The 18,969-nt window shown below is 50.3% G+C and carries 21 protein-coding genes; 17 read left to right on the top strand and 4 right to left on the bottom strand.

The window, feature by feature from the left end:
* Positions 1 to 18 precede the first annotated feature (18 nt).
* From NSS64_RS02795 to NSS64_RS02835, 9 genes are all read left to right on the top strand, one after another.
* On the top strand, positions 19 to 945 hold the full coding sequence (locus NSS64_RS02795; RefSeq protein ID WP_076083030.1) for an ABC transporter permease: 927 nt from the start codon (positions 19 to 21) through the stop codon (positions 943 to 945).
* Between the two features lie 43 nt (positions 946 to 988).
* A complete protein-coding gene (locus NSS64_RS02800; protein WP_341139141.1) occupies positions 989 to 1,879 on the top strand; it encodes a carbohydrate ABC transporter permease in 891 nt (296 codons plus the stop codon).
* 34 nt (positions 1,880 to 1,913) lie between these two features.
* Positions 1,914 to 3,548: an extracellular solute-binding protein gene (locus tag NSS64_RS02805; protein WP_341139142.1), complete on the top strand. Its 1,635-nt coding sequence runs from the start codon at positions 1,914 to 1,916 to the stop codon at positions 3,546 to 3,548.
* A 56-nt stretch (positions 3,549 to 3,604) separates the two neighbouring features.
* Complete coding sequence (locus NSS64_RS02810; protein ID WP_341139143.1) at positions 3,605 to 5,344, top strand: family 10 glycosylhydrolase; 1,740 nt, start codon at positions 3,605 to 3,607, stop codon at positions 5,342 to 5,344.
* A 56-nt stretch (positions 5,345 to 5,400) separates the two neighbouring features.
* Complete coding sequence (locus NSS64_RS02815) at positions 5,401 to 7,158, top strand: protein O-GlcNAcase (protein ID WP_341139144.1); 1,758 nt, start codon at positions 5,401 to 5,403, stop codon at positions 7,156 to 7,158.
* A 215-nt stretch (positions 7,159 to 7,373) separates the two neighbouring features.
* Positions 7,374 to 7,622, top strand: coding sequence for a hypothetical protein (locus NSS64_RS02820; protein WP_036723516.1), 249 nt, complete (start codon positions 7,374 to 7,376; stop codon positions 7,620 to 7,622).
* Positions 7,619 to 7,993 (top strand): retropepsin-like aspartic protease, encoded by a 375-nt coding sequence (locus NSS64_RS02825; protein WP_341139145.1) that lies wholly within the window; start codon positions 7,619 to 7,621, stop codon positions 7,991 to 7,993. The genes NSS64_RS02820 and NSS64_RS02825 overlap by 4 nt, the downstream gene beginning before the upstream one ends.
* Before the next feature lie 57 nt (positions 7,994 to 8,050).
* Positions 8,051 to 8,485, top strand: a complete 435-nt coding sequence (locus tag NSS64_RS02830; RefSeq protein WP_340994242.1) for a DUF6398 domain-containing protein — start codon at positions 8,051 to 8,053, stop codon at positions 8,483 to 8,485.
* Between the two features lie 151 nt (positions 8,486 to 8,636).
* Positions 8,637 to 9,044, top strand: coding sequence for a hypothetical protein (locus tag NSS64_RS02835; RefSeq protein WP_340938453.1), 408 nt, complete (start codon positions 8,637 to 8,639; stop codon positions 9,042 to 9,044).
* Here the strand turns inward: NSS64_RS02835 and NSS64_RS02840 are convergent.
* On the bottom strand, positions 9,013 to 9,558 hold the full coding sequence (locus NSS64_RS02840) for an NAD(P)H-dependent oxidoreductase (RefSeq protein ID WP_340994241.1): 546 nt from the start codon (positions 9,556 to 9,558) through the stop codon (positions 9,013 to 9,015). The two genes, NSS64_RS02835 and NSS64_RS02840, sit on opposite strands and share 32 nt — an antisense overlap.
* A gap of 194 nt (positions 9,559 to 9,752) precedes the next feature.
* Here NSS64_RS02840 and NSS64_RS02845 point away from each other — a divergent pair, with 194 nt between their 5' ends.
* The 3 genes from NSS64_RS02845 (at position 9,753) to NSS64_RS02855 (ending at position 11,479) form a co-directional block, all read left to right on the top strand.
* Positions 9,753 to 10,106, top strand: a complete 354-nt coding sequence (locus NSS64_RS02845) for a winged helix-turn-helix transcriptional regulator (protein WP_340994240.1) — start codon at positions 9,753 to 9,755, stop codon at positions 10,104 to 10,106.
* Positions 10,107 to 10,186: 80 nt separating this feature from the next.
* The gene (locus NSS64_RS02850) at positions 10,187 to 10,591 is read left to right on the top strand and encodes a MarR family winged helix-turn-helix transcriptional regulator (protein ID WP_341139146.1); all 405 of its coding nucleotides are present in this window, start codon (positions 10,187 to 10,189) and stop codon (positions 10,589 to 10,591) included.
* A 51-nt stretch (positions 10,592 to 10,642) separates the two neighbouring features.
* Positions 10,643 to 11,479, top strand: a complete 837-nt coding sequence (locus NSS64_RS02855; protein ID WP_341139147.1) for an alpha/beta hydrolase family protein — start codon at positions 10,643 to 10,645, stop codon at positions 11,477 to 11,479.
* A gap of 108 nt (positions 11,480 to 11,587) precedes the next feature.
* Here NSS64_RS02855 and NSS64_RS02860 read toward each other — a convergent pair whose 3' ends face one another.
* The gene (locus NSS64_RS02860; RefSeq protein ID WP_036723496.1) at positions 11,588 to 11,773 is read right to left on the bottom strand and encodes a hypothetical protein; all 186 of its coding nucleotides are present in this window, start codon (positions 11,771 to 11,773) and stop codon (positions 11,588 to 11,590) included.
* A gap of 251 nt (positions 11,774 to 12,024) precedes the next feature.
* Positions 12,025 to 12,444 carry a histidine kinase gene (locus NSS64_RS02865; protein WP_341139148.1) on the bottom strand — a complete coding sequence of 140 codons (420 nt, stop codon included), beginning with the start codon at positions 12,442 to 12,444 and terminating at the stop codon, positions 12,025 to 12,027.
* Between the two features lie 255 nt (positions 12,445 to 12,699).
* Between NSS64_RS02865 and NSS64_RS02870 the strand changes: the two genes are divergently transcribed.
* The 3 genes from NSS64_RS02870 to NSS64_RS02880 are packed head-to-tail and all read left to right on the top strand — an operon-like array spanning position 12,700 to position 15,207.
* Positions 12,700 to 13,698: an ABC transporter substrate-binding protein gene (locus NSS64_RS02870; RefSeq protein ID WP_341139149.1), complete on the top strand. Its 999-nt coding sequence runs from the start codon at positions 12,700 to 12,702 to the stop codon at positions 13,696 to 13,698.
* Positions 13,679 to 14,461 (top strand): ABC transporter ATP-binding protein, encoded by a 783-nt coding sequence (locus tag NSS64_RS02875; protein WP_340938468.1) that lies wholly within the window; start codon positions 13,679 to 13,681, stop codon positions 14,459 to 14,461. Before NSS64_RS02870 ends, NSS64_RS02875 begins: the two co-directional genes overlap by 20 nt.
* The gene (locus tag NSS64_RS02880; protein ID WP_340938470.1) at positions 14,455 to 15,207 is read left to right on the top strand and encodes an ABC transporter permease; all 753 of its coding nucleotides are present in this window, start codon (positions 14,455 to 14,457) and stop codon (positions 15,205 to 15,207) included. Before NSS64_RS02875 ends, NSS64_RS02880 begins: the two co-directional genes overlap by 7 nt.
* 108 nt (positions 15,208 to 15,315) lie before the next feature.
* Here the strand turns inward: NSS64_RS02880 and NSS64_RS02885 are convergent, their stop codons facing one another.
* On the bottom strand, positions 15,316 to 16,143 hold the full coding sequence (locus NSS64_RS02885; RefSeq protein ID WP_076083072.1) for a TerC family protein: 828 nt from the start codon (positions 16,141 to 16,143) through the stop codon (positions 15,316 to 15,318).
* 578 nt (positions 16,144 to 16,721) lie between these two features.
* Here NSS64_RS02885 and nifB point away from each other — a divergent pair.
* Complete coding sequence (gene nifB / locus NSS64_RS02890; RefSeq protein WP_341139150.1) at positions 16,722 to 18,089, top strand: nitrogenase cofactor biosynthesis protein NifB; 1,368 nt, start codon at positions 16,722 to 16,724, stop codon at positions 18,087 to 18,089.
* 6 nt (positions 18,090 to 18,095) lie between these two features.
* Complete coding sequence (gene nifH, locus NSS64_RS02895) at positions 18,096 to 18,962, top strand: nitrogenase iron protein (RefSeq protein ID WP_076083080.1); 867 nt, start codon at positions 18,096 to 18,098, stop codon at positions 18,960 to 18,962.
* Positions 18,963 to 18,969: the final 7 nt, after the last annotated feature.

The following is an 18,969-nucleotide window of genomic DNA, read 5'->3' on the forward strand; positions in this document are numbered from 1 at the left end:
CCAGAGGAGGTCAAGCGGATGAATACGGCCGGGAAACCGAGCAGGTGGAAGAAATTTAACAGTCAATTGGATTTGCAGTCTATGGTTTGGCCGGGAATTATCTTTGTATTCATTTTCAGTTACATTCCGATGTATGGCGTGGTTATGGCGTTCCAGCAATACGATATTTTCGGCGGCATGATGAATAGCCCCTGGGTAGGATGGATGCAATTCAGAATGTTCTTCGAGGCGCCGGAGTTCTGGAATGTGATGCGTAACACCCTTGTAATTAGCCTGTTAAAATTGATTATCTCTTTTCCTGCCCCGATACTGCTTGCGCTGATGCTGAATGAAGTCGGGCATATGGGCTTCAAGCGCGTGATCCAGACCGTCAGCTACTTACCTTATTTCCTGTCCTGGGTTATTGTATCCGGTTTCGTATTTTCGCTGTTATCCGTTGATAACGGAACGGTGAACTATCTGCTGGAGCGGTTCAATCTGGTCCAGGAGCCGGTTAACTTCCTTGCGGTACCCAAATACTTCTGGTCTATTCTGGTAAGTGTAAATGTGTGGAAGGAAGTCGGATTCGGAAGTATTGTCTATCTGGCTGCGATTGCCGGCATTGATCCGACCCTGTATGAGGCTGCATCCATAGACGGAGCAAGCCGGTTCAAGCAAATTCACCTGATTACACTCCCCAGCATTACCCCCATTATCGTCATCTTTATGATTCTTGCCATCGGCGGTCTGCTCAGTGCGGGCTTCGAGGATATTCTGCTGCTTGCAACCAATCCAATCCTCAGGCCCTACTCCGATGTGATCGATACCTATGTGTACCGCGTCGGGATATTAAATGCCAGATTCTCTTATGCGACAGCGGTAGGGCTGTTCAAAGCGGTAATCAGTGTCATTCTGCTGGTGACAGCCAACAAAATCGCCCGCCGGGCAGATGTAAGTCTCTGGTAGATACCACAACAATGCTCCATAAACCTTTTAGGAGGGCCGAACAATGAGACTAAGCCTGGGCGACAAAGTGATGCAGCGGAGTATTTATATCCTTTTGGCACTGCTGGCGCTACTCATGCTGTACCCGTTTTGGAATGCGCTCGTCATTTCTTTTAATCTGGGGAGCGATACGGCGCTCGGCGGTGTAACCCTGTGGCCGAGAGCATTTACCCTGGAGAATTATTATATTGTGTTTCAGGATGACCGACTGCTGAATTCTTTTTTGATCACCATTCTTAGAACGCTCAGCGGCACGGCATTATCCGTTTTTTTCACAGCCTTGTTAGCCTATGGTATGTCCAAGAAGTCTCTGGTTTTCCGCAAACAATATATGGTGTTCTTCATGATTACGATGTTCTTCAGCGGAGGGCTTATCCCCAGTTATTTACTCATCCGTTCTTTGGGGATGCTGGATACCTTCTGGGTTCTGATTATCCCCGGCATCATCAGCGTCTGGAACATGATTGTCATCCGCACCTTCTTCAATGCTCTGCCTGAGGGACTGGAGGAATCCGCCAAAATCGACGGCAGCAGCAACTACGGCATTTTCTTCCGGATCGTGATACCCGTCTCCGGCCCGGTGCTGGCTACGATAGCCTTATTCACCGCAGTCAGTTACTGGAACGACTGGTTTACGGGAGCGATCTACATTACCGAGGATCGCCTGCTGCCTATACAGACGCTGCTGCGGCAGGTAATGAACTCCAACATCATGACCCAGATTGGCTCATCGAATGCGATTGCGCTGGATCATATGAACCGGAATCGGACGATTACCACGAAGTCACTGACCATGGCTACGATGATGATCGCTACTATTCCGATTATCCTGACCTACCCTTTTCTCCAGAAGTACTTTGTGAAGGGCGTGATGGTCGGTTCATTGAAAGAATAGCAGTCCCCATCTTACGTAGAAAGAAGGAAAAAGAATGCGCAAACGCCTGAAATGGGTAGCTCTGTTGCTGACTTCGCTAGTGCTTCTGCTTGCTGCCTGCAGTGGAGGGGGGAATTCTGACAATTCACAGAACAATCTGAATACCGGGGCCGCTACAGATGACAGCAGCGGGATCAAGCCTGTCACCTTCAGCTTCTATGGCAACTACGACTGGCTCACGACATCACCATGGGGGGAGAATGAGGCGACGAAGTGGATTCAGGAGAACCGCAAGGTTACGGTTGAACCGATCCAATCCGGAGGAGCGGCCGGAGAAAAGCTGAACACGATGATCGTCGGCGGTGATTTGCCGGATGTTATTTTTACGGACCGGGGGTCTTCCGTAGAACGGCTGGTGCAGGCCGGGCAGCTCGTTGCTCTGGATGATTACTATGAGATATATCCGAACTTCAAGAAATATGTGAAGGAATCGACACTGAATCTGCTCCGTTCCGATGACGGGAAAATCTATCAAATCCCGAACTGGTATACCTCCGGGCAATTCGGCAACGGCGGATGGATGGTGAATAAGGATATCTATAACGCACTCGGCCGGCCGGCGCTGGAGACCTTTGATGACTTGTATCAATATTTGCACATGGTGCAAGCAAAGTATCCTGATGTAGTGCCTCTGGAGGTTGGAGAGAAGGGGGCAGGTCTGGAGATAATGTATGGCGGTTTCAAGGAGAACTCCACAAGCAAGTTCGTTACACTCATGGGATACCCGGATGGCGACAAGCTGTCATCTATCCTGGATGATCCTGCTTATGAGGAGATGGTGCTGTACATCAACAAGCTGTACCGTGAACGGCTGATTACGCAGGATGCACTGCAGCAAACCCAGGATGCGGTCAAGGAGAAGGTCAATACCGGCCGGGTAGCAGTCATGGTCGAATCCAATATTACTACGTATGGAGCCGAGGGACACCGGGCATTGACAGCAAGCAATCCGGACAGCGGTTATGAGATTATCTGGCCGGTCCACAAAGCCGGAATTGATAAGAATAAAGTATTTGTAAGCGGCTTTGAGACGCTGGGCTGGAACGTCAGTGTGATTACCAAAAAAGCCAAGGACCCGGAGGCGATCTTCGCTTATTTTGACTGGATTACGGGTCCGGAGGGGCAAAAGGTGCTGTTCTTCGGCCCTAAGGGCTTGTACTGGGATGAAGAGGATGCGGATGGAGCGCCGATTCCGAACGAGAAATACAAGACGACGCCTGCTAACGAGCGCACGGATACGATGCGGAAATTCGAGGACTTCAACTGGGCCGGGAATACGACCTTCATTGATACGGCCAAAATGAGCCTCGAGGCGCTGCTCTCCGCGAACCAGAAATCATGGGAGACCGTGGCCCAGTCCACAGTGACCTGGAAAACCGCGCTGGACATTACACAATTCGTAAATACCGATCCGCTTCCCGATACGGAGACCGGTATCATCGCCCAGAATGTCGCGGATATCTATACCCTTGCTTATGCTCAGATGGTTCAGGCCAAGTCGGATGAAGAGGTGCTTGCGGCACTGGATACCGCCAGAAAGAACACCGCAAAAGCCGGGCTGGATAAGCTGCTAGAGTTCAGAACCGAAAAATGGCAGGAGAATGTAAAGAAAATTAACGCTACGAAATAATTCTTGATATATAGGAAGCACTGAGTTCAATAAGACTATGATGTGGAGGCGATATTATGGCATTTACACTGAGATCGAGATTCATGGCAATGTTAGGCATCGTGTTGGTTTCTTCGGCAGCGGGTAGTTCCCTTCCCCTTCCTGTCCAGGCCGAGGAGCAGAGCAATCCCCCATTTGAGACGGAAGTGATTGTACGGACCGTGAACCAGTTCAAGAACATGACGGATGTCCAGAATTTCATTGCGCTGTCCACCAGCTACGGGGTCGATGTCATCAGCATGAATGTGAAGCAGGATGAAGATGATGAGGTTCCGTCCGGCAGTGTATTTTATCAGAGTGATATCGCCCCCATTGCCCAGGGCTACCAAAATTTCGATGCCCTGCAGGCTGTCATCACGGCAGCCCATGCCGCAGGCATCAAGGTTCATGCCTGGATTCCCCAGTTCCATGACCAGCAGGCCTTCCTCGCTCATGATGAATGGCAGATGCAGTCGCTGGTGAACGGGGTTCAGACTCCGTTTACGGGCTCTAACGGTAACGAATATTTCGTCAATCCGATTCACCATGAAGTGCAGCAGTATGAGCGTTCTATTATTCAGGAAGTGATCGAGAATTATGATGTGGACGGCGTTGTGCTGGACTGGATCCGCTTCGACAATTACAACATGGACGTCAGTGATTACACGGTTGCGAAGTATCAGGCGGAGTTCGGGTATTCGCCGCTCAGCATTGACTTCGATACGGATTCGCCGCAGCGTCAGCAGTGGAATGAATGGAGAACCGAACAAATCGGACAGTATGTAGGCGATATCCGTGAGGACATTTCCGAATCTGCGAATCCGGATGTGCAGCTTGGTGTGTATATTCTGCCTCCGGAATTTACAGAGGTTGGACAGAATGTAGCCAAGTTCAAGGACGAGATCGACTTTGTCGCACCGATGGCGTACTTCGATGACTGGGAATTCAACAGTGACTGGGTATACAGCACCTCCTACGGCATCCTGAAGGATACAAGCGACCGGATCAGCGGCAGTGATGTGGACATTGTAGCTACCCTGGATAATGACTGGTCCGATGATCAATATCAGGAGGTCTACAAGGGAATCCGCGAGAATTATCCGGGAGTGAAGCGCCTGTCGTTCTTTGCCTATGGGGCCTGGCCGGAAGATGAACTGGCGAACATCCATGAACGTGAGACCTGGCCGACGCCGGGCTGGACGGCTCCGGTAGAGCAAGATTATCCGGCCCAGCTGCCTGCAGTATGGAAGGCGCGGAATATCGGTTCCATGCCGGGGAGCGCCACCTACAATGCTTCCAATAAGCAATTTACACTCAGCAGCAGCTCTACGGATATTTGGGGGAATGGGGATCAGCTGAATTATATCTATCAGCCCGTGAGCGGCAATGCGGAGATTGTGGTTAAGGTGCAGTCCACCAGCTGGCTGGACGGCTGGGCCAAGGCCGGTATTATGATCCGGGAGTCCCTGAGCCATAATTCCAAGCACGCGGATATGCTGCTTACCCCCTCGAATGGGGCTACCTTCCAGTATCGTACAGAAACCGCAGGCAGTATGGCTGACCATACAGCAACTGCTTCGGCTCCGAAATGGCTGAAGCTGACGAGAACCGGAAATACGTTCAAAGGGTCGATTTCTTCAAACGGGAACAGCTGGCAGACGGTCGGAACCATTCAGATCCCGATGAAACACAAAGTATATATCGGGATTGCCCTCAGCAATCCCGGGAATGATTCACGGAACAAGGCTGTGTTCGGAAACGTGAAGGTTACGGATTAAGCCTAATAGCCGGGAGATAGAGTTAACTTGCTATGAAGGCTAAAGGGGGCGTGAGTATGACTATGACTATGCCGTTACGAGAACGGCAGTATTACTTCCGGGACTACTACGATCAGGGTGAGGAGCTGGTGCTGGAAGGGCAGCAGCTGAGAATCGGGCTGACTTCAAAATTTTCCTTGATCCAGAAGTGGGAGTGGCCGCTTGCCGCCGAAGGCCCGATTGTGATCCTTGAGCCGCCTGGAGAAAATGAGGAAACACCCGACCCTGGCAATATCAAGCTGGAGCTGGAATACGAGGGATCGCTTAAGGCGGATGGCTATCTGCTGGATATCCGTAAGGACGGCACAGTTACGATAGCTGCCTCCAATAAGAGGGGACTACGGTATGGAATGGATGCTCTGCACCGGCTGCTGAGCGTAGATGAAGGCAAGTGCCGGTTGCCTGTGGCGACTATTCATGATGAGCCCTCTTTTCCAGTCCGCGGCATTATTGAAGGCTTCTATGGCACGCCGTGGAGCTGGGAGGACCGGATGGATGCGGTGCGCTATCTGGCAGCTCACCGGATGAATACCTTCATGCACGCTCCCAAGGATGATCCCTATCACCGCGAGCTATGGCGTGAGCCTTATCCTGAGAATCTGTTCGAGCAGATTCGTGAGCTGAAGCAGGAATGTGATACGCAGCTGGTGGACTTCTATTATTGCATTAGTCCGGGGAACGATCTGCAGTTTCGCAGTGAAGATGATTTTGCCAGTCTGGAGGGGAAGCTGAGCGCGATGATCGCTATTGGTGTTCGGCATTTCGCCCTGCTGATGGACGACATCGACTACGCCTTGTCCGGGGAGAACCTTCATTACCTGGAACGGTCCGGAGTGGCGCATGCCTATGTGGCTAACCGTGTCTATGACTATCTAAGCCGTCAATTGCAGAAGGTTACTCTGGTAATGTGCCCTTCTGAGTATTGGTCCTCCTGGGATACCGAATATAAGCGGGATATCCGCGAGAAGCTGCATTCGGAGATCAAGGTATTCTGGACCGGCTCTGCCGTCTTTGCCCGGCAGGTCGGGAGCAGACAGGCACAGGAGAATTACAGCCATTACGGACATGAGCTGTGGCTGTGGGACAACATCCCCGTCAATGATGCCGACTATGACCGGTTGTTTCTGGACCCGGTTCGCGGGCGTTATTCCCGGCTTGACCAGACCGGACATCAGGCCGTGGTAGCGAATCCGATGGTGCAGTGGGAATGCTCCAAGATTACATTGAACACCATGGCCCACTATATGTGGAACAGTGAGCGTTATATGCCTGAGCTGTCCTGGGAGCTGTCGGTCCGCGAATTTGCCGGAGAGCTGGCAGAGGAGCTGATGTTCTTCTGCAGCCAGAATCTCAATAGCCAGCTCTATAGCGGAGGATATGAGGAACTGAAAGAGGCTGTGCACAGCAGAGATATCCGCTGGCTTGACGCGTATTTCGACCGCCTGGAGAGCGTCTCCTGCCGGCTGCTTGAAATGGAGAATTCCAAGTTCCAGACGGAAGCAGGCCCCTGGCTGCACAGAGCCCTGGCGGATGTAGAGCTGTGGAGAGCCTTGCGGCAGAAGGTTGCCGGGAAGAATGAACCCAGGGCCGGTGAAGAATTGCGCAGGCGGGCCGAAGCCTGTCAGGCCTTCGAGGTCCGGCTGGGGAGTGATCCCGCCTGGGCAGCCGCTGAGGCTTGGGGATTTGCTGTCCGGGAGGGCAAGAACGGCTACCGGCTGACTCTGGAAGCTGAGAAGGTAATCTTAGCAGCACAACACTGTACAGCTGACGTATAGGCCGTTCGCAACAGGTATTCCTAACTGAATAGGCTTGGAGAGCTGAGAATTTAGCTGCCGTGCTTCAGAGGTGATGTGTTTAAGCCTTCCTTTACCCTTTCGGGTGAGGGGAGGTTTTTTGTTGTTTGCCAACTCTCAATTTGATTTCAAACTATGATAAAATGAATTCATTAGAACCACTTTTTTATCGATGGCTACCCGGGAGGTGTGAAAGAATGAAATGGCAGCAAGTAAGAGAATTGTTTCCTGACCAATTTGTTTTGCTTTCCATTCTTGACTATCGCGAGGAAGATGATAAGAAAATTATAACGGAAGTAGCTCCTGTTCGTGCAGTATCTGAGAAGAACGCCAACCAGGAATTTTTCAGCGCCGAACCTGGCAATCTTGTCTATCACACTGCCAATGAGGAGTGCGTTATTCATCTGCGCAGAGACCCATTGATGAGAGTGAGGCGGCGGTCATGAAGATAGCTTATGATGGACAACTCCTGACAATAGATATTTCCGTATGCTACCAAGGGAGAACACTGCAAATTAAAGATATTATTATTGATACGGGTTCCTCGCATACTGTGTTTAGTCCTGATGTACTCGAAGAGATAGGTGTAACTTATGAAAACGGAGACCCTGTTTATGAAGCATATGGTATTGGGGGAACGGTACCTTTTTACACTAAAGTGATGGATCGAATTGAAATTGATGCATTTATAATTAAAGATGTGGAGATTGATGTGGGAATACTTCCGAAGTCTCACAAAGGATTGCTTGGACTAGACATCTTGCAGACTTATGGTTTTATCGTAGATATGCAAAAGATGGAGTTGCGTTCGCACTGATAATATAGCTGCCAAGGTATAGTAGTGATGCGAAATTTGTACATAGGGAGGCCGAGAATGAAAGATCCGAAGATGTTAGAGAAGAAAGAACAGCTGCTGCAACTGGTGCGGGGGTTCTGCCAGGAATATCTGGATGAGGATTATGAACAGCTGTGCTGCAAAATGGTAGAGAAGCTTGGACGAAAACGGACAGTTCCCTTTATGAGCGGAAAGCTGGAAATCTGGGCAGCAGGCATTATTCACGCCATTGGCACGATTAACTTTTTATTTGATAAAAGCTTTGAGCCTTACGTCTCTGTGCATGACATCTGTGAATATTACGGTGCTGCTCAAAGTACCACCTCACAGAAATCCAAGTTACTACGCGATATGTTCAAAATGGGGCATTTTGGAGGCGAGTTTGCCACACAGGTCTCTGAGCAAAATAATCCGTTCAACAAACTTTTCTCAGTAAATGGAATCATCGTTTCGGATGATTATTTTGAAAAATAAACAGGAATAGACCAAGTGACTGCCGTCCGGGTAAGGAGGCATCATTTGGTCTATTTTTCAAGCCTGGACAGTCATCGCTTCGATAAAGATTAGGTAAGAGCAACAAAGACAATTGCCGAAATCTGCAGACCATTGAAATGGAGGGACAGGTGTGACTCGGAATATAAAAAAACTGGACTTGGTAACCAGCCTGATAGACCGTTTCACTTTTTACGATTTTAAGTTCATTACGGATTTCAGATATTGGATTGAAATAGATACAGTGAATTTGTTTGATGAACATAACATTCCCATGCTTCGGATAGACTTTATTTTAATTCGTACGGGAGCGCCAACCTACAAGGTCACCCTTCAATTCACCAATGTAGGCAACCTTCAGCTAGCTTCTGGAGGAGCGGCAGTTCAATTGAGTTTGTTTCAGATTTTAGATATTTCCGATAGAGGCTGGGACTCGTATAGATTTCATGTGGGAGATTTTGAAGAGGAGGGCCGATTTAAATTTTACTGTAATGAAGTTGAAGTCATTGCTATAGAAGAAATTGACCTGTATCTTGTTTGACATATCGCAAATAATCCACGGCACTTTGATTAATATCATCATCACTCGCCTGGAAGGAAGCGCCGAACACGGCGAAGTACGGCAGGGCGGTTGCGCCGACATGGATGGCACTGGCCTGGAACGGGGCGATGATCTCATCTACTGTAAAAGAAACAGACCCGGCTGGCAGATAGTTTTCCTTTTTATCGCCGATGGTCATAGCTATGCCCAGCTTCTTACCCTTCAGCTTATTTCCGCTCGAGCCGTAAGCCCAGCCGTGAGTGAACACATCGTCGAGCCATTTTTTCAGCAGCGGGGGGTAGCTGTACCAGTATAAGGGGAATTGGAAAATAATCAGGTCGTGCGCCTCCAATAAACGCTGCTCCCGCAGAGCATCAATGCTCCAGTCCGGGTACTCCTTGTAGAGCTCATGGACCTTAACGTCCTCCGGATGCAGCAGCAGCTCTTGTCTCCATCTCCGGTTCACTCTTGAAGCCTCTATATCGGGGTGTGCCAGGATTACCAGGGTTGTCATTAGGGATCACCTTTCTGGTGTATAATTTGTGTTGTGCAGCTGCTTCTATTATTTTGTAAGTTCCTTAAAATGTAAATACACACAATGAAGTAACCAGGTTACCTCCAGGTGTGCATTGGAATCGGGTGCCGGATGTGGCAGAATAGTAATCATTAGATCAGCGCATTGTTATGACTGCTGAGGAGGTGCCGGGGATGAAGCAATATCATTTAGGGATTGAGGCGACGCTTGAGATTATCGGCGGGAAGTGGAAGTCGCTGATCATATGTATACTGATGTCGGGGACCAAGAGGACGAGTGAACTGCAGCGCAGTATTCCAGGCATCTCGCAAAAGGTTCTGATTCAGCAGCTTCGCGAGCTGGAACGGGATGGGATCATCGGCAGAGTGGTCTATAGCCAAATGCCGCCCAAGGTGGAATATTACATCACCGAGTATGGGATCACAGCCAATGAGATTATTGACCTGATGTGCTCTTGGGGCAGAACCAATATTGCGATCCGGCAGCAGCGGGGCGAGGAAGTCATGCTGCTTGATGAGGACTCTTGAATAGGAGCACACTGAAATACTGAACTATTGACAATAGTTTGATATCAAACTATAATTCATTTATGGAAACCAGAGATGCTATGTCACTTATATCAAAGATCCGCGAGAAGGTTAACCGGTTCATCGTACAAGAGATGGCGAAGCAGGGAGTAAACGGCATTGCCACCTCACACGGGGATATTATCTATGCGCTGCTTCATAAACACAGACTGACTATGGCAGAGCTCTCCACCAAAATTCATAAGGACAAATCTACAGTTACGGCACTTGTGGATAAGCTGGTGCGGCTTGGGCTGGTCATGAAGGAGAGGGATCAGGAGGACACCCGGTACGTATATGTTACTCTAACCGGGAAGGGGAAGGAGCTGGAGCCGGTATTTGAATCGGTCTCTTCTGCCATGCTGAAGCAGTTCTACCGCGATATCACGGAAGAAGAGCAGAAGACTTTGCTGACGATTTTAATGAAAATCAATCATAATTTCTAAAAAATTTGTATGATAGTTTGATGTCAAACTAATTATGGAAAGGACATTACAATGAGAGACTACACTGATGAGTTACCGCCGCATACAGAGAAATATGTCGGTGAGCATGATCTCTTCCTGGAGATTTATAAGGGAGAGGAGGCGAGAGAAGGCCACGAACAGAAGATTAACGTACCCTTGCTGTTTGTACACGGTGCGTATACCGGAAGCTGGATGTGGAGCAAGTACCTTCCCCATTTCATCCGCGAAGGCTGGACCTGTTATGTGATGAATCTGAGAAGTCATTACCGGAGCAGGGTGCTGGATATGACACAGATTACCTTTGAAGATTATCTGCAGGATATCCATGAGATAGTGCAGTTGATTCAGACTGAATGCGGAGCTGCTCCTGTCCTGATCGGGTTCAGTATGGGCGGGATCCTCAGCCAGAAGGTGGGGGAGACAGCCGGGCTGGCCGGGCTTGTGCTGATGGATTCAAGTCTATGCAGGGAGGTTCATGAGGAGGTGCCGTATACAGATATCGTCAGAACGGTACCAGGTAATGTAGTGCCCGCTCCGGTCCGCGAAGAGGAGACCAGCCTGGATGAGACGGCAGAAGACATAGCGTTTCAGCGCAAATACCTGACGATGGAGTCCGCCAAGGCGTTTCGAACCTTTTCTTATCATTTCGGAGCAGCAGGGGTATCTGTAGACAGCGGGTCCATTACTTGCCCTTGTCTGGCGATCTATGCGGTTAACAGTGATGAGGATGAGCGCCGGGGCAGAGCCAATGCAGCGTATTTCCGCGCAGCCTATGCAGGTCTTTGGAGCACCACCCATACCGGCCTGCTCGTAGGACAGCGCTATCTGGAAGCAGCACAGACGATCCTGCGGTGGTTGGCGAGATAATGAATCTAGTGCAACAAATAAAAGGCCGCTTGAACCGGGATGCTCCCGTTCCTTAGCGGCCTTAACCTGATAGGTGAAGGGTGTTCTATATATACATCTAACTGGAGATTAGTGAAATTTGACGGTCTTGATGCGCGATTCCTGCTCATAAGTAAGCGGGCTTGGTGTTGGCGGTGTGTGCAGATGGCGGTGTGCGCTGTATTCCATTCTCCGGTAATCTTCTTCTCCGGAAGCCATCCCCGGCTGCCACATTCCGGTTACCCAATTCTTCAGTTCCTTAATTCCTGCCAGCATTGCATTCATCCTCCTTGGCGATGAAATACGGTAATGAACCTCTGGGACATCTATCCTGGTTACGCTTTCATTATAGCATAGATAATTAATAAATCAATGTGATGTCCGCCTGTAAAAGACAAATAAATAAGGAATAATGTCGTGATTACTGGGTTTGTGTTTGTATAAGAGAGCAATGTCCTTGTAGGATGGACTGTATGGAGGCAACAAAAAAGCGGCAGCCGGGAGGGCGGTCGCTTCGGGGCAGGGTGTTATGCAGAAGCAGCTAAACGTTTCAATTCAGCTTCCTGATCTATAGAACGCCGGGCCAGTATATCCAGTGTTGCGTCATGTCCGCGCAGGCTCCGGTCGATCCGCTCCAGAGAATCCCGGCCAGCAACGACTTCAGCGTTGACTTCAGACACCGCTTGTTGAATAAGCGGAATTAGCTTCGTATCTTCCTTGATGCTTTCGATATCAGCCTTGATGATCACCAGCTCGGCCGCAATTTCAGACTTGAACGTAGCGAATTCTGACTGAAGATTGTTAAGATCGGACTTGATTCCTGCGATTTCGGACTTCATTCCAGTGATTTCAGACTTGATTCCTGCAATTTCAGATTTCATTCCGTTAATTTCGGACTTTACTCCTTGCAGCTCGGCAAGAATCTGCTGGAGAATTCCATCGCTCATAGGGCACAGCTCCTTAGATAGGGTTGGAATAGGACTGCTGCTTGAAGAGGGGATACCTGCGGAATAGGTACAGGTTATTATAGCATATTTGCGTCATTATTGGGTGCTGCTGTCAAAAGAATTCCATGAACATATTGGACATTAGAAAACTGATACTTAAATTTATAAATATACAAAATAGGACAATAGGTGTACTATGTATGTGAATAAATTCGCATGAAGCGTAACCGATAAGAGATGGGGGAATTAGGATTCATGAAGACAAGAAACTGGAAACACCTTATGAAGCTAGTTGTGCTGACTGCTGCTGTCAGTGTAGTAGCTGCCGGATGCGGTAGCGCAAAACAGGCAGGAAATGCCAAAGATACTAATACTGGAGCTGCTGTAGCTGCACCTGCTGAGGCTGTTACGATATCACTGGGACTGCTGCCATCCATCGATGCGATTCCTTTTATTATTGCCCATGAGCAGGGATTTGATCAGAAGCATCATGTGAACCTGGATATCCAGACCTTCAAGAGCGCGAAGGATCGTGATGTGGCTTTTCAGGCGGGTAAGGTAGATGGCCTCAGTGCGGATCTGGTGGCGATCTCGATCTATAATGAAGCAGGACTCGATGTCAAAATCACCAGTACGACCACAGGTGAATTCGACCTGCTGACCGGAAATGATGAAGTGAAAGAGGTAAAGGATCTGAAGGGGAAGACCGTCATCCTGTCCAAGAATACCTCAACCCAGTATACCGTTGCCATGATGCTGAAGCAGGCCGGCCTGACGGAAGCCGATATTACTGTAACGGAAGTGCCGCAGATTCCAACGCGTCTGGAGCTGCTTAAGAATCATAAGGCGGATGCGGCTGTTTTGCCGGAGCCTTTTGTAACGATGGGCCGTACTGCCGGTCTGCGCGTTCTCAGCTCCACCCACAGTGCGGGAATCAATCCGTTTGTGCTGGCTTTTCCGCAGAGTGCCATTGATGCCAAGGGTCAGGGAATCCGCGATATGTACGCCGCCTATGATGAGGCTGTCGATTATATGAAGACGCATGACCAATCGGAATATATCGACCTGATTATTAAGGAAGTGGGCTATCCTGATACGCTGAAGAATGAGATTAAGGTGCCGGAGTATCTGCCTGCCAACCAGGTGGATGTGAAGGAAGTGGAGGCTGCTTTTGCCTGGGCCCGTGAAAAAGGACTGCTGACCAAAACGCTATCGGCTGAAGATGTGATCTCCGATGTCCAGTTTAAAAAATAGCGGTCTCCGCATTCATCAGCTGCATGTAGCTTATCAGAACGGGCAGCTGGCTCTGGGTGAAATGAACCTGACCCTGCCGGAGCACGGGATTTATACGGTGATCGGTCCCTCGGGCAGCGGAAAATCCACGCTGCTGCGGGCGATTGCCGGATTGCTGCCCGGTTACAAGGGGGAACTGCTCTTCAATGGCAGATCTGTCCATGAAAAGGAGACGCTGATCGGGCTGGTGCCGCAGAATTATGGCCTGCTGCCCTGGAAGACGGTCCGTGACAACATCCGGATTGCGATGCGGATCGCCCGTCCGGGCGGGGAAGGCCACAATCGGCGGGAGCAGGACCGTCAAATTATGCATTGGCTTGAATCCATGGGAATTGCGCAGCTCGCCGGACGGTTTCCGCTCTCGCTGAGCGGCGGTCAGCAGCAGCGGGTGGCCATTGCCCGCGCCTTTGCCATTCTGCCGACCCTTCTGCTGCTGGATGAGCCGTTCTCGGCGCTGGATGCCATTACACGGGAAGGGCTGCAGCAGATTTTTATCGACAACTGGCAGGCGCATCCGGCGACCACGCTGTTCGTCACCCACGATGTGGAGGAGGCGATTCTCCTGGGACAGAAGATTATCATCCTGCTGCCCAGGCAGCAGGAGCCGCCGGAGATTCTCGATAACGCTGCTGTATTTGCAATGAAGCATTCTGAGAAGCGGGAGAGCGAGGAGTACTTTATGCAGTCCAAGAGAATCCGAAAGGTAATGATGGAGAAATGGTAAAACGACGGCGTTTTGTTCACCTGTTGCGCCTGCTGCTCGTTTTTGCCGGAATGAATGCGCTCTGGTATATCGCATATCTGCTCATGAATCACGCGATTCTGCCCAGCCCGGGCGCGGTTTATAAGGCAATGTTTCAGCTGGGGGCCCATGATGTGGCGCTGAATATCGGCTACAGTCTGATGCGGATCACTGAAGGTGTGCTGCTGGCTCTGCTGCTGGGTTTGCTGGCCGGTCTGCTGATGGGCCGCTCTCCCTTCTGGAACCGGGTACTGGACCCGGTCGTCTATCTGACCTATCCGATTCCCAAAATTGCGCTGCTGCCGGTGGTCATGCTCTTCTTCGGCCTGGGAGAAACCTCCAAGGTGCTGATGATTATGCTGATCCTGCTGTTTCAGGTCATTATCTCGGTACGTGATGGTGTGAAGGCCATCCCCGAGAGTACTTATGATGTGCTGACGAGTATTGGTGCCAGCACGATGCAGAAATTCTGGAATGTGACGCTTCCCGGCGCGTTGTCGGTGATCCTCAGTACGATTCGTATTTCGCTGGGCACAGCGATTTCAGTACTCTTTTTCACCGAAATCTACGGTACGGAGCATGGTATGGGCTTCTTTATCATGGATGCCTGGCTGCGGCTGGACTACCCTGAGATGTATGCCGGAATTATGCTGTTCAGTCTGGTGGGATTCGTGCTGTTCCTGCTGGTGGATGTGCTGGATTACAGATTCATGAAGTGGCGGAGATAGCCGCAGAGTATAACCATTCAACACAATAAAGCCCGCTTCCCCAAATGGAGGAAACGGGCTTTTTGGTATGTTTAAAGCATAACAGAAGCGCTTAAGATCTTTCCCGGATTATTTACCGAGCTGCTTATCAACTTCCTTGACCGGGTTCTCGCCGACATTCTCTTCGGTCTTGACACTGCTCATGAACCAGCCTGTAGCTGCAATGATGATCAGAACTACATAGAAGGTCAGTTTCCACCAGGTGCTGTGTGCGAAGTCTTCGGACAATACACCCAGAGCAGGGTGGGCCAGTGTGATGACTGCGAGCTTAACCCCTACCCAGCCGACGATGAAGAAGGCAGCAACCTCAAGACCCGGACGGGTGTGAAGCAGCTTAACGAAGAAGGAAGCAGCGAACCGCATAATAACGAGACCAATGAAGCCGCCCGCAAAGATTACAAGGAACTGTCCGCCGTCGAGGCCGCCGATGTTGCGGATACCACTTGCCGGAAGAGCAACGGCCAGGGCTACGGCTGCAAGGATGGAGTCTACGGCAAAGGCAATATCTGCTACTTCGACCTTAAGTACGGTGAACCAGAAGCTGGCTTTCTTCTTATTTACAGCTCCAGGGCTTCCGCTTTCAGCGGCGTCTTCCGTGACCGGCTTAGCGAATAACACTTTTCGGAAGATGTGATTCCCCGCGATAAATAACAGATAAAGCGCACCGATGGCTTGTACCTGCCAGATGTCTACCAGATAGGAGATGACGAACAGTGATCCGAACCGGAACACAAACGCTCCGGCCAATCCGTAGAACAATGCCTTCTTACGTTCCTCATCAGGAAGATGCTTAACCATAATTGCGAGTACAAGTGCGTTGTCTGCGGCAAGCAGCCCTTCCAGTGCTACGAGAACGAGCAATACCCATCCGTATTCTAATAATAATCCCCAATCCATTGCTGTTTCCTCCTCAAGTGGGTTTAGCTGCTTTTTGCGAAACTAACGGTGATACCATTAGTTTAACCAAAAATATATATAAAAAAGACCTTTACCAAACAGATTAGCCTTTGGAATAAAGGTAACCTGGTTGGTAAAGGTCTCGCTAACAATAATCTATTGCCGATAAAACCGGAGAATATCCTCATATTCTCGTATTGACGATTTTATCTAACAGCTACTCCCCTTTACGGGATTATATGAAATTTTATAGTATTCGTTTCTGGCTAAACGTATCATATCCGAGTTAAGAGACATTGTCAATGTTTTTGTGAGAACACATATCATTAGAAAGTGACAGGCCTGAAAACGGAAACATGATAAGTGTGAGTCATATAAGTTGACATATGATATGGCGAAACTGCAAACAAAAGGAAATAAAGGACGAAATGAACGTCGGACTAATTGACGATCCCCCGTAATGAAAATATGATGAGACTAATTAAAGCGGCCAAGTGAAGTTGATGTTAACTAAAATAACATTAACCAAAACAAAGGCTATTTGAACCATAAAACTTTTAGCTTTTAGGAGGTGGGAAATGATGCAGCCGTCATGTCTATCAAGTGAAGCGGAGGAGGAGATTAGCCGCCACCCTTGTTACAGCGAGGAGGCCCACCGGTTCTATGCCCGGATGCACATCCCGGTTGCTCCCGCCTGTAACATCCAGTGCAATTACTGTAACCGCAAGTTCGATTGCGTGAATGAGAGCAGGCCGGGCGTGGTCAGTGAGGTGCTTACTCCGGAGCAGGCGGAGCGCAAGGTGCGGGGAGTTGCCGCCGGGCTGATGCAGCTCTCGGTAGTGGGTGTGGCCGGACCCGGAGATCCGCTGGCGAATCCGGAGCAGACCTTCGATACCTTTGCCCGGGTCAGGAAGCATGTACCTGATGTCTCCCTCTGCCTCAGCACGAACGGACTCACGCTGTACCGGCATGTGGATGAGATTATGGAGCTGGGCATCCGCCATGTCACTATTACCATCAACGCCATCGACCCCGAGGTCGGCCAGGCGATTTATCCCTGGGTGTTCGATGAAGGGATCCGGTACGAAGGCAGAGAGGCAGCCGAGCTGCTGATCCGCCGTCAATTACTGGGACTTGAAATGCTGGCGAAGCTGGGGATTCTGGTCAAAGTGAATTCCATTATGATTCCGGGGGTTAACGATCATCATCTGACCGCAGTGTCGGCGCGGGTAAAAGAGCTCGGGGCCACGCTGCACAATGTAACACCGCTTATTATCGCACCGGGCAGCCAGTATGAAGCGGATGGCCGCAAGGCACCCCGTCCGAAGGAATTGCTTAATTTGCAGGAACAGCTGGGCCGCGGGGGAATGAAGGTTATGCGTCACTGCCGGCAATGCCGGGCCGATGCGATCGGGCTGCTGGGCCAGGACCGTAATCCCGATTTCCCGCTGGAAGCGATGGAGGCTGAGCCGGTCATTAATGAAGCAGCCCGGGCGATGTTCCAGAGGGAGCTGGACACCAAGATCCGTGAGCGGGTCTTAGCCAAACAAGCCAGACGCATTCAGGCCGGAGGGCCGAAGACGCGGGTCGCGGTAGCCACCAGAGGCGGCGACAAGGTGAATCAGCATTTCGGTCATGCCACTGAGTTCCTGGTCTACGACACTGACGGAACGGATGTACAGCTCCTGGGTGTCCGCAAGATCCAAGCCTATTGCCATGGCAAGGCCGATTGTAACGGTGACAAAGCTGCTACGCTGCAAGAAATTATATCGATTCTAAGTGACTGCCGCATTCTTCTCTGCTCAGGCATCGGGGAGGCCCCAAGGGCCAGCCTGAACCAAAGCGGTGTCCTGCCTCTTGTCCGCAAAGGCGGCATTCAGGAAGCCATTCTCGAAAGCGTGAAGTACAGCTCTTATTTTGAAACATTAAACATTTCGAAGGGATGATGAACAATGAGACAAATCGCGTTCTACGGTAAAGGCGGTATCGGTAAATCGACAACTTCACAAAACACCCTGGCTCAGCTGGCAACCAAATTCAAACAAAGAGTCATGATCGTAGGCTGCGACCCGAAGGCAGATTCCACCCGTCTGATTCTGAATACCAAAGCCCAGAACTCCGTGCTGGAGCTGGCGGCGGAGCTTGGCTCCGTAGAGGACCTGGAGCTTGAGGATGTGCTGCAGACAGGCTTCGGCGACATTATCAACGTAGAGTGCGGCGGGCCGGAACCGGGGGTAGGCTGCGCCGGACGCGGGATTATCACTGCGATTAACTTTCTGGAGCAGGAGGGCGCGTATCAGGATCTGGATTTCGTCTCCTATGACGTACTGGGTGACGTAGTATGCGGCGGATTCGCCATGCCAATCCGTGAGGGCAAGGCCCAGGAGATCTATATCGTCTGCTCCGGCGAGATGATGGCGATGTACGCAGCGAACAATATCGCCCGAGGTATCCTGAAATATGCGACCAGCGGAGGCGTAAGACTCGGCGGCCTGATCTGTAACAGCCGGAATACAGACCGTGAGGATGAGCTGATCATGGAGCTGGCCCGCCGCCTGAACACGCAGATGATTCACTTTGTTCCCCGCGACAACATCGTTCAGCATGCCGAGCTGCGCAGAATGACCGTAGCCCAATATAATCCTGAGCACCAGCAGGCGAAAGAATATGAAATACTGGCCGAGAAAATCCTCAATAACAAAATGCTGACGATCCCTACCCCGATCTCGATGGAAGAGCTGGAAGAGCTGCTGATGGAATTCGGCATCATTGAAGATGAAGAAGCTGCGATCAAGAAGCTGCAGGCTTCCGGGCAATAAGGCTTAC

Source organism: Paenibacillus sp. FSL H8-0122 (genome assembly GCF_038005345.1).
GTDB lineage: Bacteria > Bacillota > Bacilli > Paenibacillales > Paenibacillaceae > Paenibacillus_AQ.